At 34.2% G+C, this 14507-nt stretch carries 14 protein-coding genes and 1 pseudogene; 12 read left to right on the top strand and 3 right to left on the bottom strand.

Going from position 1 to position 14507, the window contains the following annotated elements; translation table 11 throughout:
• Window positions 1-183: 183 nt before the first annotated feature.
• From bdhA to BAQ46_RS13750, 7 genes are all read left to right on the top strand, one after another.
• Complete coding sequence (gene bdhA / locus BAQ46_RS13780; RefSeq protein ID WP_000645822.1) at window positions 184-1236, top strand: (R,R)-butanediol dehydrogenase; 1053 nt, start codon at window positions 184-186, stop codon at window positions 1234-1236.
• A gap of 118 nt (window positions 1237-1354) precedes the next feature.
• A complete protein-coding gene (locus tag BAQ46_RS13775; protein ID WP_000948232.1) occupies window positions 1355-1699 on the top strand; it encodes a potassium channel family protein in 345 nt (114 codons plus the stop codon).
• Window positions 1700-1952: 253 nt separating this feature from the next.
• Window positions 1953-2804: a phospholipase CerA gene (gene cerA / locus BAQ46_RS13770; protein WP_000731014.1), complete on the top strand. Its 852-nt coding sequence runs from the start codon at window positions 1953-1955 to the stop codon at window positions 2802-2804.
• 269 nt (window positions 2805-3073) lie between these two features.
• The gene (tnpB, locus tag BAQ46_RS13765) at window positions 3074-4192 is read left to right on the top strand and encodes an IS200/IS605 family element RNA-guided endonuclease TnpB (RefSeq protein WP_071742045.1); all 1119 of its coding nucleotides are present in this window, start codon (window positions 3074-3076) and stop codon (window positions 4190-4192) included.
• 94 nt (window positions 4193-4286) lie between these two features.
• Window positions 4287-5303 (top strand): sphingomyelinase C, encoded by a 1017-nt coding sequence (gene sph / locus BAQ46_RS13760; RefSeq protein WP_001996694.1) that lies wholly within the window; start codon window positions 4287-4289, stop codon window positions 5301-5303.
• A gap of 110 nt (window positions 5304-5413) precedes the next feature.
• Window positions 5414-6586 carry an amino acid deaminase/aldolase gene (locus BAQ46_RS13755; RefSeq protein WP_061131321.1) on the top strand — a complete coding sequence of 391 codons (1173 nt, stop codon included), beginning with the start codon at window positions 5414-5416 and terminating at the stop codon, window positions 6584-6586.
• Entirely contained in the window at window positions 6574-7887 is a 1314-nt protein-coding gene (locus BAQ46_RS13750; RefSeq protein WP_071742044.1) for a D-arabinono-1,4-lactone oxidase, read from the top strand. The genes BAQ46_RS13755 and BAQ46_RS13750 overlap by 13 nt, the downstream gene beginning before the upstream one ends.
• A gap of 7 nt (window positions 7888-7894) precedes the next feature.
• On the opposite strand, the gene BAQ46_RS13745 is transcribed toward BAQ46_RS13750, so the two are convergent.
• The gene (locus BAQ46_RS13745) at window positions 7895-9046 is read right to left on the bottom strand and encodes a VanZ family protein (protein ID WP_061131323.1); all 1152 of its coding nucleotides are present in this window, start codon (window positions 9044-9046) and stop codon (window positions 7895-7897) included.
• Between the two features lie 172 nt (window positions 9047-9218).
• On the opposite strand from BAQ46_RS13745, the gene BAQ46_RS13740 reads away from it, so the two are divergent.
• On the top strand, window positions 9219-9422 hold the full coding sequence (locus BAQ46_RS13740; RefSeq protein WP_001268337.1) for a hypothetical protein: 204 nt from the start codon (window positions 9219-9221) through the stop codon (window positions 9420-9422).
• A gap of 58 nt (window positions 9423-9480) precedes the next feature.
• Here the strand turns inward: BAQ46_RS13740 and BAQ46_RS13735 are convergent, their stop codons facing one another.
• Together BAQ46_RS13735 and BAQ46_RS31680 are read right to left on the bottom strand one after the other, a co-directional pair.
• Complete coding sequence (locus BAQ46_RS13735; protein ID WP_000434782.1) at window positions 9481-10293, bottom strand: undecaprenyl-diphosphate phosphatase; 813 nt, start codon at window positions 10291-10293, stop codon at window positions 9481-9483.
• A 132-nt stretch (window positions 10294-10425) separates the two neighbouring features.
• Window positions 10426-10959: pseudogene (locus BAQ46_RS31680) on the bottom strand (methyl-accepting chemotaxis protein); the annotation flags it as partial.
• A gap of 631 nt (window positions 10960-11590) precedes the next feature.
• Between BAQ46_RS31680 and BAQ46_RS13725 the strand changes: the two are divergent.
• From BAQ46_RS13725 to BAQ46_RS13710, 4 genes are all read left to right on the top strand, one after another.
• Complete coding sequence (locus BAQ46_RS13725; RefSeq protein ID WP_071742043.1) at window positions 11591-12874, top strand: 3D domain-containing protein; 1284 nt, start codon at window positions 11591-11593, stop codon at window positions 12872-12874.
• Between the two features lie 112 nt (window positions 12875-12986).
• A complete protein-coding gene (locus BAQ46_RS13720; RefSeq protein ID WP_000154009.1) occupies window positions 12987-13205 on the top strand; it encodes a helix-turn-helix transcriptional regulator in 219 nt (72 codons plus the stop codon).
• Window positions 13198-13671: a hypothetical protein gene (locus BAQ46_RS13715; RefSeq protein WP_001081111.1), complete on the top strand. Its 474-nt coding sequence runs from the start codon at window positions 13198-13200 to the stop codon at window positions 13669-13671. The genes BAQ46_RS13720 and BAQ46_RS13715 overlap by 8 nt, the downstream gene beginning before the upstream one ends.
• 116 nt (window positions 13672-13787) lie before the next feature.
• Window positions 13788-14420 (top strand): class A sortase, encoded by a 633-nt coding sequence (locus BAQ46_RS13710; RefSeq protein WP_001041721.1) that lies wholly within the window; start codon window positions 13788-13790, stop codon window positions 14418-14420.
• The last annotated feature ends 87 nt before the right edge of the window (window positions 14421-14507 follow it).

The raw sequence follows: 14507 nt of genomic DNA, 5'->3' as shown, positions 1-14507 counted from the left end.
TTCAACCGCAATGAAATTGAATTAACAGATGTGGAAAAAAGTACAAAGTGACAAAATATTGAACGTTATTTGTTAAAATTTAGTGGAAATGAGATTGTTTTTTTGAAATATATGGATAGAAGTATTATAATAGATTTGTAAACTTCACCAGGTTAAGTATATACATAGAGAGGGATGTATAAAATGAAAGCATTACTTTGGCATAATCAACGTGATGTAAGAGTAGAAGAAGTACCAGAACCAACTGTAAAACCAGGAGCAGTTAAGATTAAAGTGAAATGGTGTGGTATCTGCGGGACAGACTTGCATGAATATTTAGCAGGACCTATTTTTATTCCGACAGAAGAGCATCCATTAACACATGTAAAAGCACCGGTTATTTTAGGTCATGAGTTTAGCGGTGAGGTAGTTGAAATCGGTGAAGGCGTTACATCTCATAAAGTGGGAGACCGCGTCGTTGTAGAACCAATTTATTCTTGTGGTAAATGTGAAGCTTGTAAACATGGACATTACAATGTTTGTGAACAACTTGTTTTCCACGGTCTTGGCGGAGAAGGTGGCGGTTTCTCTGAATATACAGTAGTACCAGAAGATATGGTTCACCATATTCCAGATGAAATGACGTATGAACAAGGTGCTCTTGTAGAACCAGCAGCAGTAGCGGTTCATGCAGTACGTCAAAGTAAATTAAAAGAAGGGGAAGCAGTAGCAGTCTTTGGTTGTGGTCCAATTGGACTTCTTGTTATCCAAGCAGCTAAAGCAGCAGGAGCAACTCCTGTTATTGCAGTTGAACTTTCTAAAGAACGTCAAGAGTTAGCAAAATTAGCAGGTGCGGATTACGTATTGAATCCAGCGACTCAAGATGTATTAGCTGAAATTCGCAACTTAACAAATGGTTTAGGTGTAAATGTAAGCTTTGAAGTAACTGGTGTTGAAGTAGTACTTCGTCAAGCAATTGAAAGTACAAGTTTCGAAGGACAAACTGTAATTGTTAGTGTATGGGAAAAAGACGCAACAATTACTCCAAACAATCTTGTACTAAAAGAAAAAGAAGTGGTTGGTATTTTAGGATACCGTCATATCTTCCCAGCTGTTATTAAATTAATTAGCTCTGGTCAAATTCAAGCAGAGAAATTAATTACGAAAAAAATCACAGTAGATCAAGTTGTTGAAGAAGGATTTGAAGCACTTGTAAAAGATAAAACACAAGTGAAAATTCTTGTTTCACCTAAATAATATAGAATAGTAAAAAGTAGCTCTTTTCTAGAAATAGAAGAGGGCTACTTTTTTTCTGTACAGAAAGGTGATAGACTTTCCTGTAACTACAGGTATTTTGTTTGGAAGGGGAAGTCTCATGCTTTCATTTATGTTGACATTGAAACGAATGCTAAAAGCTTGTTTACGAGCGTGGAAAGATAAAGAATTTCAAGTATTATTCGTATTAACATTTTTAACATTAACATCTGGTACGATTTTTTATAGTACAGTTGAAGAATTACGTCCTCTTGACGCTTTGTATTTTAGCGTTGTGACGCTGACGACTGTCGGTGATGCGAATTTTAGCCCGCAAACTGATTTTGGGAAGATATTTACAATCTTATACATATTTATTGGGATTGGATTAGTATTTGGATTTATTCATAAGTTGGCAGTTAATGTACAACTGCCGAGTATATTATCGAATAGAAAAAAAGAGTAAAGCATGTGGGTGCTTTACTCTTTTTTTACATTAGTTTAGATAAGCCTTAATAATAGTTTATTAAAATGAAAGTGTATTCATTCATTATATTCACTGTGTATAAAGTTATAATGATATGAACATTTACATATTTTGATTTAGTAATAGAAATTTCATGAAAGGTGGGATATTCTAGTCATAGGTTAACCGGATGACATTATAGGATCCTAACAAAAAGTTTACAATAATTCGATTATAAAATGGAGGATTTCAGATGAAAAAGAAAGTACTTGCTTTAGCAGCAGCTATTACAGTAGTAGCTCCTTTACAAAGCGTTGCATTTGCTCATGAAAACGATGGGGGAAGTAAAATAAAAATAGTTCACCGCTGGTCTGCTGAAGATAAACATAAAGAAGGCGTAAATTCTCATTTATGGATTGTAAACCGTGCGATTGATATTATGTCTCGCAATACAACACTTGTAAAACAAGATCGAGTTGCACAATTAAATGAATGGCGTACGGAGTTAGAGAACGGTATTTATGCTGCTGACTATGAAAATCCTTATTATGATAATAGCACATTTGCTTCACATTTCTATGATCCAGACAATGGAAAAACATATATTCCATTTGCAAAGCAGGCAAAAGAAACTGGCGCTAAATATTTTAAATTAGCTGGTGAATCATACAAAAATAAAGATATGAAACAAGCATTCTTCTATTTAGGATTATCTCTTCATTATTTAGGAGATGTAAACCAACCGATGCATGCAGCAAACTTTACAAATCTTTCGTATCCACAAGGATTCCATTCTAAATATGAAAACTTTGTAGATACGATAAAAGATAATTATAAAGTGACGGATGGAAATGGATATTGGAACTGGAAAGGTACAAATCCAGAAGAGTGGATTCATGGAGCGGCAGTAGTAGCGAAACAAGATTACTCTGGAATTGTAAATGATAATACGAAAGATTGGTTCGTAAAAGCAGCTGTGTCACAAGAATATGCAGATAAATGGCGCGCTGAAGTTACGCCAATGACAGGTAAGCGATTAATGGATGCACAACGTGTTACTGCTGGATACATTCAGCTTTGGTTTGATACGTACGGAGATCGTTAAGTATTTAAAAAAGGTCAAATCTCACAATAGAGTATTTGACCTTTTTATCAATTTAGCCAAGAAGACTCCTTCCTCAAGGAGCGTGAAGGGCGTAGCCCAGCGAGTAGGTGGGAGATGAATTGGCTTCGAACAAGAGATGGCAGGAAGTCATCTTAATTGTTCGACATATGTAAAGTGTTACCGGATAATTTGTCATAATCACTTAACTAACTATCGAATGTGCGTTTGGTATATAATGGAAATATATCGAAATGGAGGTGAAATGAAGGATGATCAATAAAGCGTATAAATTTCATATCTATCCAAATAAAGCACAAGCGATCCTGATCAATAAAACGATTGGTTGTTCTCGTTTTGTATTCAATCACTTCCTATCTCTATGGGATAATGCATACAAAGAAACAGGAAAAGGTTTGACATATGGTACATGCTCTGCCAAACTTCCTGCCATGAAGAAAGAGTTTGTTTGGCTAAAAGAAGTGGATAGTATTGCTATTCAATCGTCTGTTCGCAACCTTGTGGATGCTTATACACGCTTTTTTAAAAAACAAAACAGTGCCCCGCGTTTCAAATCTAAAAAGAACAACGTACAATCTTATACCACAAAACAAACAAATGAAAACATTGCTGTTGTCGGAAACAAAATGAAATTGCCGAAACTAGGTCTTGTTCGATTTGCCAAAAGTCGTGAAGTAAAGGGACGTATTTTAAATGCTACGGTTAGACGGAACCCTTCTGGCAGATACTTTGTGTCATTGTTAGTTGAAACAGAAGTGCAAGAACTTCCGAAAACACATTCTTATATTGGAATGGATGTAGGATTAAAAGATTTCGCCATTTTGTCAGATGGAACAACCTATAAAAACCCTAAATTTTTTCGCTCATTGGAAGAGAAGTTGGCAAAAGCACAGCGCGTTCTTTCTAGAAGAATGAAAGGATCTTCTCGCTGGAATAAACAACGAGTAAGGGTAGCTAGAATTCATGAATACATAGCTAATGCTAGAAAAGATTACTTGGACAAAATCTCAACTGAAATCATCAAAAACCACGATGTTATCGGTATAGAAGATTTGCAAGTATCGAATATGTTAAAAAATCATAAGTTAGCAAAAGCGATTAGTGAAGTATCTTGGTCACAATTTAGAACGTTGCTAGAATACAAGGCAAAATGGTATGGAAAACAAGTCATTCTGGTATCCAAAACATTTGCTTCAAGCCAATTATGTTCTTGTTGTGGGTATCAAAATAAAGACGTTAAGAATCTAAATCTTCGTGAATGGGATTGTCCTGAGTGCAATAGTCATCACGACAGAGATATTAACGCAAGTATCAATCTTAAAAATGAAGCTTTAAGGCTTCTAACCGTAGGAACTACGGGGATAGCCTAATGAATTAGAAGCCATTAGGCTTCTGTACTTAGGAATCTCCCACTTCAAACAGTCCGTAAGGACGTTAAGTGGTGAGTAGTTCAATACTATACACATGGAGGTATGGAACGTGAAAGGTAAATTGCTAAAAGGTGTACTTAGCTTTGGGATTGGTTTAGGAGTTTTATACGGAGGATCCTCAGCTCAAGCAGATACGTCTACAGATCAAAACAATACTTTGAAAGTGATGACGCATAACGTGTACATGCTATCAACTAACTTATATCCGAATTGGGGACAAAGTGAGCGTGCTGATTTAATTGGGGCGGCAGATTATATTAAGAATCAAGACGTTGTTATATTAAATGAAGTGTTTGATAATAGTGCTTCAGATCGCCTTTTAGGAAATTTGAAGAAAGAATACCCAAATCAAACAGCTGTATTAGGTCGTAGCAACGGAAATGAATGGGATAAAACGTTAGGTAGCTATTCATCTGCAACTCCTGAAGATGGAGGCGTTGCAATCGTTAGCAAATGGCCGATCGTTGAAAAGGTTCAATATGTATTTGCAAATGGATGCGGGCCGGATAATTTATCGAATAAAGGATTTGTATACACGAAGATTAAGAAAAATGATCGTTTCGTTCATGTAATTGGGACGCATTTGCAGGCTGAAGATAGTATGTGCGGAAAAACTTCACCTGCATCTGTACGTACAAACCAGTTAAAAGAAATTCAAGATTTTATTAAAAATAAAAATATACCAAATGACGAGTACGTCCTATTTGGTGGTGATATGAATGTGAATAAAATAAATGCTGAGAACAATAGTGACTCAGAATACGCATCAATGTTCAAAACATTGCACGCTTCTATTCCATCTTATACAGGACATACAGCAACTTGGGATGCAACGACAAACAGTATTGCAAAATATAATTTCCCTGATAGCCCTGCCGAGTATTTAGATTATATTATTGCAAGTAAGGACCATGCGAATCCGTCATTTGTAGAGAATAAAGTGTTACAACCGAAATCTCCACAGTGGACTGTTACATCATGGCTCAAAAAATATACGTATGATGATTATTCTGATCATTATCCAGTAGCAGCAACTATTTCTATGAAGTAGTCCTAAAAAAGTTTCTTCTTAAATAGGAAGAAACTTTTTTATTTTGTAGAGGAGATTCCAACTTTCTTTCCAATATGTATAAGACATATAGAGAAGAGGAGAGAAAAAATGTGGATCGAGGAATTTTTAAAGAAGTTCCATTACCTTGTGCATTTTTGGATGAAGTGGCTTTAGATAGAAATATTCAATCGATTATAGAATTAAGTGGAAATAAGAAGATTCGTATAGCGAGTAAATCGTTACGTTCTGTTCCGGTTATGCAAAGGATTTTGGCTGCAAGTGATCGATTTCAAGGTATTATGTGTTTTTCACCTAGGGAAGCTTTGTTTTTAATTGAACAAGGATTCAATGATTTATTGCTCGGATATCCTGCTTATGATGAAAGAGCGTTACATGAAATAAGTTTGCTAACAAAGCAAGGGCTCATTATAACTTGTATGGTGGATTGTGAAGATCATATTGTTTATTTAGAAAAAATTGCCGAGAAGTCTAAAGGATGTTTTCGTGTTTGCTTAGATATTGATATGAGTAGTCGTTTTTTTAAGTTCCATTTTGGGGTCAAAAGATCACCGGTAAAAGATGTGCAAGGTGCTTTGAAAATAGTAAAAAGGTTGAAAGAATCATCATTTTTAATACTAGATGGTGTAATGGGATATGAAGCCCAAATTGCTGGGGTAGGAGATCACATACCGAATCAACGAGCGAAAAGTAAAGTGATTTCATATTTAAAGAAGAAATCAGTGTTAGAAGTTAAAGAAAGAAGAGGACATATCGTAAAAGAAATACAAAATCTAGGTATTGAACTAAGGTTTGTAAATGGGGGAGGCACAGGAAGTATAAAAACAACTGAGCAAGATCATTCAGTTTCAGAGATTACAATAGGTTCGGCTTTTTATGCCCCGAAGCTGTTTGATTATTATAAAGAGGTGCAATTTCATCCAGCTGTCGGATTTGCTTTACCAGTTGTGCGTAAACCAGCACCAACAATTTACACTTGTTTAGGTGGTGGATATATGGCCTCAGGAGCAATTGGGAAAGATAAAGAACCTGAGATTTGGAGGCCAGATGGTGCCAAACTATTAGCTTTAGAAGGTGCTGGTGAAGTGCAAACACCGATTTTCTATAACGGTGAGGAACGAGTAGAAATAGGAGATTGTATTTTGTTTCGCCATAGTAAAGCTGGAGAGTTATGTGAGCGGTTTCCGTTTTTATATCGTGTGAAAGAAGGAGAGATTATTGGGAAGTATTCAACATATCGGGGGGATGGCCAATGCTTTCTATAAAGGGACAAAAATGGAGAAATTGGACAGGGAATGTAGAAGGAACACCGCATTATACGATGTATCCAGAAAGTATACAAGATGTAGTAGAAGTTGTAGAGCTTGCACGAAAAGAAGGGAAGAAAATTCGCGTTGTCGGTTCAGGACACTCGTTTACACCTCTTGTGAAAACGGAAGAAATTTTAGTTTCTTTAGATGAATTGAAGGGAATTGTGAATATTGATAAGGAAGAAATGGTTGCCGAAATATGGGCAGGAACAAAGTTACATGAGCTAGGGAAGTTACTTGAGGAAAAAGGTTATGCGCAAGAAAATTTAGGGGATATTGATTCGCAATCTATCGCAGGAGCAATTAGTACGGGGACGCATGGAACGGGTATTACCTTTGGAAGTTTATCAACACAAGTTATAGAGATTACCGCAGTTTTATCTACAGGTGAGAGTATAGTTTGTTCGGAAACGGAGAATGTACAATATTGGAGAGCTTTTCAGTTGTCGCTTGGAATGTTAGGTATCATTGTAAAAATAAAACTGAAGGTTATTCCAGCCTATTCACTCGTTTATAAAAGTGAAAAACAGTCATTATCTACTGTAATGAACAAGCTAGAAGAATATAAGAAGAATCGCCATTTTGAATTTTTTGTTTTTCCTTATTCAGATGAAGTGCAAGTGAAAATTACAAACGAAACAACGGGTAAAAAAAGTGATTTGAAATGGCATAAACTAAAGATAGAGTTACTTGAAAATAAGATGTTCTCTTTGTTATCTAAAGGATGCAAATGGTTTCCTTCTATAAGTAAAGGAGTAAGTCGATTATCAGCTAAAGCTGTACCGAATACAAAAATAATTGGTCCGAGTTATGAAGTATTTGCTACATCGCGTGCAGTTCCATTTTATGAAATGGAGTATAGTGTTCCTTCAAAGTATATGCAGGCCGTTGTAGAAGAAATTTCAAACCTTATTGAAAAGAAAAAGTATAAAGTGCACTTCCCAATTGAATGCCGTTATGTGAAAAGGGATGATATATGGCTCAGTCCGGCGTATGGAAGAGATTCTGCGTATATAGCTGTTCATATGTATAAAGGTATGAAGTATGCTGCTTATTTTGGTGAGGTGGAGAAAATTTTTCTAAAGTATGAAGGACGCCCGCATTGGGGAAAAATGCATACGTTAACGTACGAAAAATTACAAAATATATATCCAGAATTACATTCGTTTCTAAAGGTGAGGAAATTATTAGATGAAGCAGAAATGTTTTCAAATCCTTACACAGAAAAGTTATTTACGATTATGAAAAAAAGCTGACAAAGTATTACTTGTCAGCTTTTTTTAGTACGATCGCATTTCTTGTTTGACTAATTCGCTCGTAAAATAGTAACTTATCACGACTAAATACATGTAATAAAACATGAATAATAAATAGACCGTTAATTACGAGTTGGAATAATAATATAACTACTAATACTAAAGGCTCTTTAAGATTTAAGATAGAGCTACTAGAAAGAATATAATTGATTCCACCTAAAACGAAATAGAATATACCATAACGGATGAATAGTTCCTTCAACGTAATACGATCTGATTGTCCTTTCACGTAGATACGAAGCAATGCTTTACCGATTGTCTTTCCATTCGTAAAGTATGGAATGATAATAAAGTAAATAAAGATCGAACACGTTATGAAAATGAGTTCGTATATGTTCGTGTAAGATTGAATATTAGAAACAAAGAAAGAATTTCCTTTGTTTTTAATGACAGGTACAACGATGGATAAGAAAATCCAATCAATTTGCATCGCGATAAAGCGACGAACGAATCCGACTGGTTTCGTTTCCAAATCAATATGACTATCTAATTCGCTTGCTTTCGGAAGGAAGTACGTAAAAATTGGTGCAATGATAAAGCCGATTACGCCGCCTAATGTATTTAAAAACAGATCATCTATATCAAATAAGCGGTACGCACAATTGTATATACCGTATAGTCCAGTCACTTGTGTTAGCTCGAAAAAGAGTGAAAGACAAAAAGAAATACAAATTGTTTGTAAGAAACTACGTCGGAAATAATACCGTAAGTAAATACCGAATGGAACGGTTAATAGAACGTTAAATGCTACTTGTAAAAAAGCAGATTCTTTTAATAGGTAGAAATAAGTAGCTGGTTTCGTTAAAATTGCCGAAGTACGATTACTAATTTCTTGTATGAAATAAAATGGTGATAGTTGCATGTGCTGCGTATTAGCCGGTTGTAGGCTACAAGTATCATATGTTTGTGGCAACGGCAAAATCACAAGAAAATAGGCATTTAATAAGTAAAGCAATAATGAGTATAAAATAAATGAACGCCATTTATTTAAATAACCATACTTTCGATAATTAAATATTAAAAAAGGGATTAATAGAAACATTGCTAAAAAAGGAAATAAAATAAATGCTGTTTTTACAGGGAATAAATATGCAGTCAAAATGAAGCTCCTTTCAATGAAAATTCGTTTACCATTATAACGTTAAAAGAACCTTAAAACAAAATTAAAATATTTTGAAATAGAAAAAATTATAAATTTTAATAGAATTAAGTTATACTAAATTTAATATAAGGATATTATGATTATTATAAGTTGAAAGAGGGAACAAGATATGCGATATGAGCTTTTTTCTGTAAGTGGGAATCATATTACAACTTTTGAAAGTGCGTGGCGTTTTCAAGAGGGAGAACAGATTTTTGTTCATGATGATCAAATAAAACGAAATTTTATTATTATCCGCCTAACGCATGATGTATTTCAACAAAATAAACATGTTATTCGTTTGTATTGTCAAGAAAAGAAAGTATATGCATAAAAAAACGAGTCGTTCTAGTGTAATAGAATGACTCGCTTTTTGATTTGTAAGTTTCACCTTATAAGAAAATAAGAGTAAGTACACCTACGATAATGCAATAGAAAGAGAAATATTTTAAATTTCCTTTCGCCATAATGTTCATAAACCATTTTAATGAAATATACGTCATGATAAATGTTGCGATAAATGCAACGATATATGGTACGAATAGTGTATCTAGATTTGGATCTTTTGCAATGTCTGTAATACTTAATAATAAACCACCTAAGCTAACAGGGATATATAGTAAGAATGAGAAACGAAGAGCCGTTTCCTGCTTCATACCAAGTAACATCGCTGCTACGATTGTTGCACCTGATCGGCTTATCCCAGGAATTAGTGCGCAAGCTTGTGCTAGGCCAACAATGATTGCATCTTTCATAGAAAGGTCGCCATCATTTTTACGTCCACGCAAGTTTCTAATAATCCAAAGACCGACAGCGGTAATAAGAAGGGAAATCCCAACCATTTTCACACCTTTTAAGTATTGATCGATGTAATCTTTAAATAAAACACCAATAACACCTGCTGGAATGGTCGCAATAACAAGGTAAATAATAAAGAAGAAATCTGATTTTGCATCTTCTGCTCTTGTAAATATATAAGATAGACCATTCTTCGTTAGACGAATTAAATCATTTCTATAAATAAGTAATACAGCTAATAATGAAGCTGAATTAACAAGTAGTTCAAAGCTAAACCCTTCGATTTTTAGTCCTAGCAAATGCTGTGCTAAAACGAGGTGACCACTTGAAGAAATCGGAATCGGTTCTGTTAGTCCTTGGAACAGACCAAGAATTAAATATTTTAAAATGTAGTAAAATTGTTCCATAATAACCTCCTTGTTTAATAGTCGAAAGAAACAACTTGTCCATTATAACAAAGATACGGATGAATATTGAGAAGAAATAAATATTCAAAATATAATAAAAATCCCTTATAGCAGTATAAGGGATTTTTATTATTAATGAGAAACTGCTGTTTCTTCAAGACTTTTCGTTAATTGAACATCGACTTTCTCAGCATCATGAATGTGATTCATAATAGTAGTATTTAACTTTTGGAACATTTGTTGTGTAGTAGCGAATTCTCGTAATATATCATCATTACAAGACTTTTGGTTTTCAATAGCTTTAATAACATTAGTAGCACCGTTTTGTAACGTTTGAATCATAATTAAAATATTTTCAATTCTAGCGTTTGTATCGGCACTCATTTCTACACCTTCATCGACTAAATGCAAATTATCTTTTGTATTATCGTATGCTTTTTCAATTTCTTCTTGAATTTTTTTCGTTAAGTTGCCAATGTTTTTTGTACTTTCAGCTGTACTTTCAGCTAATTTTCTTACTTCATTGGCAACGACAGCGAATCCTTTACCGTGTTCACCAGCACGTGCAGCTTCAATGCTTGCATTTAAAGCAAGTAAATTTGTTTGTGCTGCAATGTTTTGAATGACTTCTACAATTTGCTCGATTTCTTTTGAGCGTTCACTTAAATGATTCATACTATTAGACGTACGTTGAGATTGTTCGCCTAATTTGTTAATTACAATAAGTAAACGGTGAACAGATTCTTTTCCTTCATTAGAGCAGTCAATGATTTCTTCAATAGATTGAATTAAGCTTTGTTCTTTTTGTAACATTTCATTATTTAATTCATTGGAATGTGTCGTGCGTGTTGAAACATTTTCGAAACATGAGCTTAATTGTTGAACTAAATTTTGAAGTGTATTGTGCTGGTTATTTACAAGTTGATGCTCTTGAACAACGCTTTGTACACGATCGTGGATAGAAGAAATAGTCTCTTGTTGTTCGATATCCTTTTGTTTTAATTCTGCTTCTAGTTCTTGTATACGACTTTCTAATTGATCAATTTTATGTTGGAGTGATTTCTTTTGAGTAAACATATATTTATTTCAACCGCCTTTAGAAGTTATATTTTCTCTATATTTGGATTTTAGCATCTTTTATAATTTTTAAATATAGGAATTGTTAAATATTTAAGAATCTATTACATTTTATGCATAATTCCCTTTTTTTCGTCATGAAAAATAAACTGTATTTAATGGTATTGTAAACAAACTGTAAAATAAATCATGTATAACTGTATAAGAAGGGAGTCGGATTATGAACTATTTTAAGCGAATCAGTAGTCTAGTATTAGCAGGAATTATAAGTCTTTCTAGTACAGTCGCTGTTAAAGCAGAGTCAAACGACGAGAAACTTAACAACATGCAACAGCAATTGCAGCAAAACGATGCAGAAATGCAAAAGAAAGAGCAAGAGAAGCAAGCTGTTAGTAAAGAAATTCAAGGTATCGAAAACGAACTACATAATTTAAATAATACAATTGCAAAAAATAAAGAGGATCAAGCTGCTATTCAACGTAAAATTGATGAAACACATAAGCAGATTGAGCAAAAAAAGGAAGAAATTGTCGTTTTAGAGGATAAAGTCCTTGCTCGTAAAGATATTATGAGAAAACGTATGGTTTCTGTTCAAAACAGTTCAAATACAAGTTTAGTAGTAGAAGTTGTAGTAGAGTCAAAAAACTTTGCAGATTTCTTACAACGTATGAACGCAGTTTCTACTATTTTAGAAGCTGATAAAGAAATTTTACGTCTACAGGAACAAGATCTTCGTCAAATTGAAGCAGACAAGAAAACAATTGACGAAAAAGAAGCATCTTTAGTAGTAGACAAACAAAAATTAGCAAAAGCACAAGCTGATTTGCAAGATAACTTGAAAAAGCGTCAAGCTAACTTACAAACAGTTCAAGCTAAATATAATCAGGTTGCAAGCCAACTTAATTTAGCTGCAGAAGAAAAGGCTAAAATCGAATCAAACATGAAGGCAGTACAAGAAACGATTGCTCGTGAGCAAGAAGCAGCAAGAATTGCAGCAGAAGAGCGTGCAAAAGCGGAGGCAGCTGCAAAGGCTGAACAAGAAGCTTTAGCAAAAGCGCAAGCGGAAATTGCTGAAAAGCAAAAGCAGGAAAAAGCTAGTAAACCAGCTGAACCAGTTGCTAATAATAATTCGAAGGTAGAACCTCCACAACCTAAACCATCTCCTAAGCCAACTGCTGGTGGGAAAGAAATTTATGTAGAAGCTACAGCTTATACAGCTGATCCAGGGGAAAATGGTTATGCACCAGGTCAACAAGTATTCTCTGCATGGGGACCAGGTGGTAAAGGTTATAATCTAACTGCAAACCCAGGAATGAAATTAATTGCTGTAGATCCAAATGTTATTCCATTAGGTAAAACTGTAAATGTTGAAGGTTATGGAGTCGCAATTGCAGCAGATACTGGTGGAGCGATTAAAGGTAACAGAATTGATGTGTTAATGCCTGATAAAGGGTCTTCTAGTCAATGGGGAAGAAAAATCGTTAAAGTTACAATTTTAAACTAACACGTAATCCAACTTTACAATACGTAGAGTTGGATTTTTTTATAAAAACAATGTTAAGTTGAGTTTACATTTTGTTAAGGGTAGCATACAATGATGGTGAGAGGTGGTAAATTTGACCATTTTAAATAGAGTGAAGGAATTAAGAGCTCGGTTTAATTTTTCGCAAAGTGTATTAGCAGAAAAGGTTGGAGTGACGAGACAAACAATCGCGGCAATTGAAAAAGGGGATTATGTTCCGTCATTGTTATTAGCGCTTACGATTTGCGATGTGTTCGAGCTCAAGATGGAAGATGTGTTTGTTTTAAATAAGGAGGGGGAAGAGGATGAATAGACTTGTATTTTCCTATATGTTGAATGTACTTTTAATGGTATTAGCAGGTTGGGCATTTATTGAGTTGTATTATTTTACTATCGAAGTTGCTAATTTTATTCAAACGAAGAGGGTACCATTTGAAGTTTCGGTGAGTTTAATGCCAATAGGATTGCTTTTAATATTTGGTATTGTATCGACTGTTCTTTATAAAATTCAAAAGAAAAAATATAAAGAGCTATCATATTGGATGTTTCCACTGTTATTTCCTCAAGAAGACGAGCGGGAAAAGGCGATTACAGAAAAGGCTTGTCGTACTACATTTATGTCACTATGGTACGTGTTGCCTTGTGCGGTTGGTTTTTTAACGCTTTCTCCAATTGCTAATCTATATGTTCCTGCATATCCAATATATATTGCATTTAGTATTTTCTTTATTCAAATGACAATTTTCCACGTATCTTTATATCGAAATAAAATCGCTTAAAAAGAAACCTTCTTGCATCAGCAAGAAGGTTTCTTTTCAGCTTACACTTGTACATATAGCAATATTATCTTATCATTTTAAATAGAGTAAGATTTTGTAACGGAAAGGAATTGTATATGAATAAGCAAAGAATTTATAGTATAGTAGCAATCCTCCTATTTGTTGTAGGTGGTGTATTAATCGGCAAACCATTTTATGATGGATATCAAGCTGAAAAGAAACAGACTGAAAATGTACAGGCTGTTCAAAAAATGGATTATGAAAAACATGAGACAGAATTTGTAGATGCTTCGAAAATTAATCAACCAGACTTGGCAGAAGTAGCGAACGCATCTTTAGATAAGAAACAAGTAATTGGTCGTATTTCGATTCCGAGTGTTTCATTAGAACTTCCTGTTTTAAAGTCTTCTACTGAGAAAAACCTATTATCAGGTGCAGCAACAGTAAAAGAAAATCAAGTAATGGGAAAAGGGAATTATGCATTAGCAGGACATAACATGTCTAAAAAAGGTGTTTTATTTAGTGATATAGCGTCTCTAAAAAAAGGCGATAAAATTTATTTGTATGATAATGAAAACGAATATGAATATGCGGTTACTGGTGTATCTGAAGTAACTCCTGATAAATGGGAGGTTGTTGAAGATCATGGGAAAGATGAGATAACACTTATTACATGTGTATCTGTAAAAGATAATTCTAAACGTTATGTTGTTGCTGGTGATTTAGTAGGAACGAAGGCGAAGAAATAAAAAAGAAGGTCAACTCTCTAAAGAGTTGACCTTCTTTTTTACTAATGTTGAGAAATAATAGAATATTTTAGTTGGTATTTAAGTATT

It is taken from the genome of Bacillus paranthracis (genome assembly GCF_001883995.1).
Classification (GTDB): domain Bacteria; phylum Bacillota; class Bacilli; order Bacillales; family Bacillaceae_G; genus Bacillus_A; species Bacillus_A paranthracis.
The sequence above is the reverse complement of the archived record's forward strand: the minus strand, read 5'-3'. Positions and strand labels throughout refer to the sequence as shown.

Excerpts from the sequence above, each read along its gene's own strand:
- bdhA (WP_000645822.1), top strand. The coding sequence starts at position 184 with ATGAAAGCATTACTTTGGCATAATCAACGTGATGTAAGAGTAGAAGAA.
- BAQ46_RS13775 (WP_000948232.1), top strand. The coding sequence starts at position 1,355 with ATGCTTTCATTTATGTTGACATTGAAACGAATGCTAAAAGCTTGTTTA.
- cerA (WP_000731014.1), top strand. The coding sequence starts at position 1,953 with ATGAAAAAGAAAGTACTTGCTTTAGCAGCAGCTATTACAGTAGTAGCT.
- tnpB (WP_071742045.1), top strand. The coding sequence starts at position 3,074 with ATGATCAATAAAGCGTATAAATTTCATATCTATCCAAATAAAGCACAA.
- sph (WP_001996694.1), top strand. The coding sequence starts at position 4,287 with ATGGAGGTATGGAACGTGAAAGGTAAATTGCTAAAAGGTGTACTTAGC.
- BAQ46_RS13750 (WP_071742044.1), top strand. The coding sequence starts at position 6,574 with ATGCTTTCTATAAAGGGACAAAAATGGAGAAATTGGACAGGGAATGTA.
- BAQ46_RS13740 (WP_001268337.1), top strand. The coding sequence starts at position 9,219 with ATGCGATATGAGCTTTTTTCTGTAAGTGGGAATCATATTACAACTTTT.
- BAQ46_RS13735 (WP_000434782.1), bottom strand. The coding sequence starts at position 10,293 with ATGGAACAATTTTACTACATTTTAAAATATTTAATTCTTGGTCTGTTC.
- BAQ46_RS13725 (WP_071742043.1), top strand. The coding sequence starts at position 11,591 with ATGAACTATTTTAAGCGAATCAGTAGTCTAGTATTAGCAGGAATTATA.
- BAQ46_RS13715 (WP_001081111.1), top strand. The coding sequence starts at position 13,198 with ATGAATAGACTTGTATTTTCCTATATGTTGAATGTACTTTTAATGGTA.
- BAQ46_RS13710 (WP_001041721.1), top strand. The coding sequence starts at position 13,788 with ATGAATAAGCAAAGAATTTATAGTATAGTAGCAATCCTCCTATTTGTT.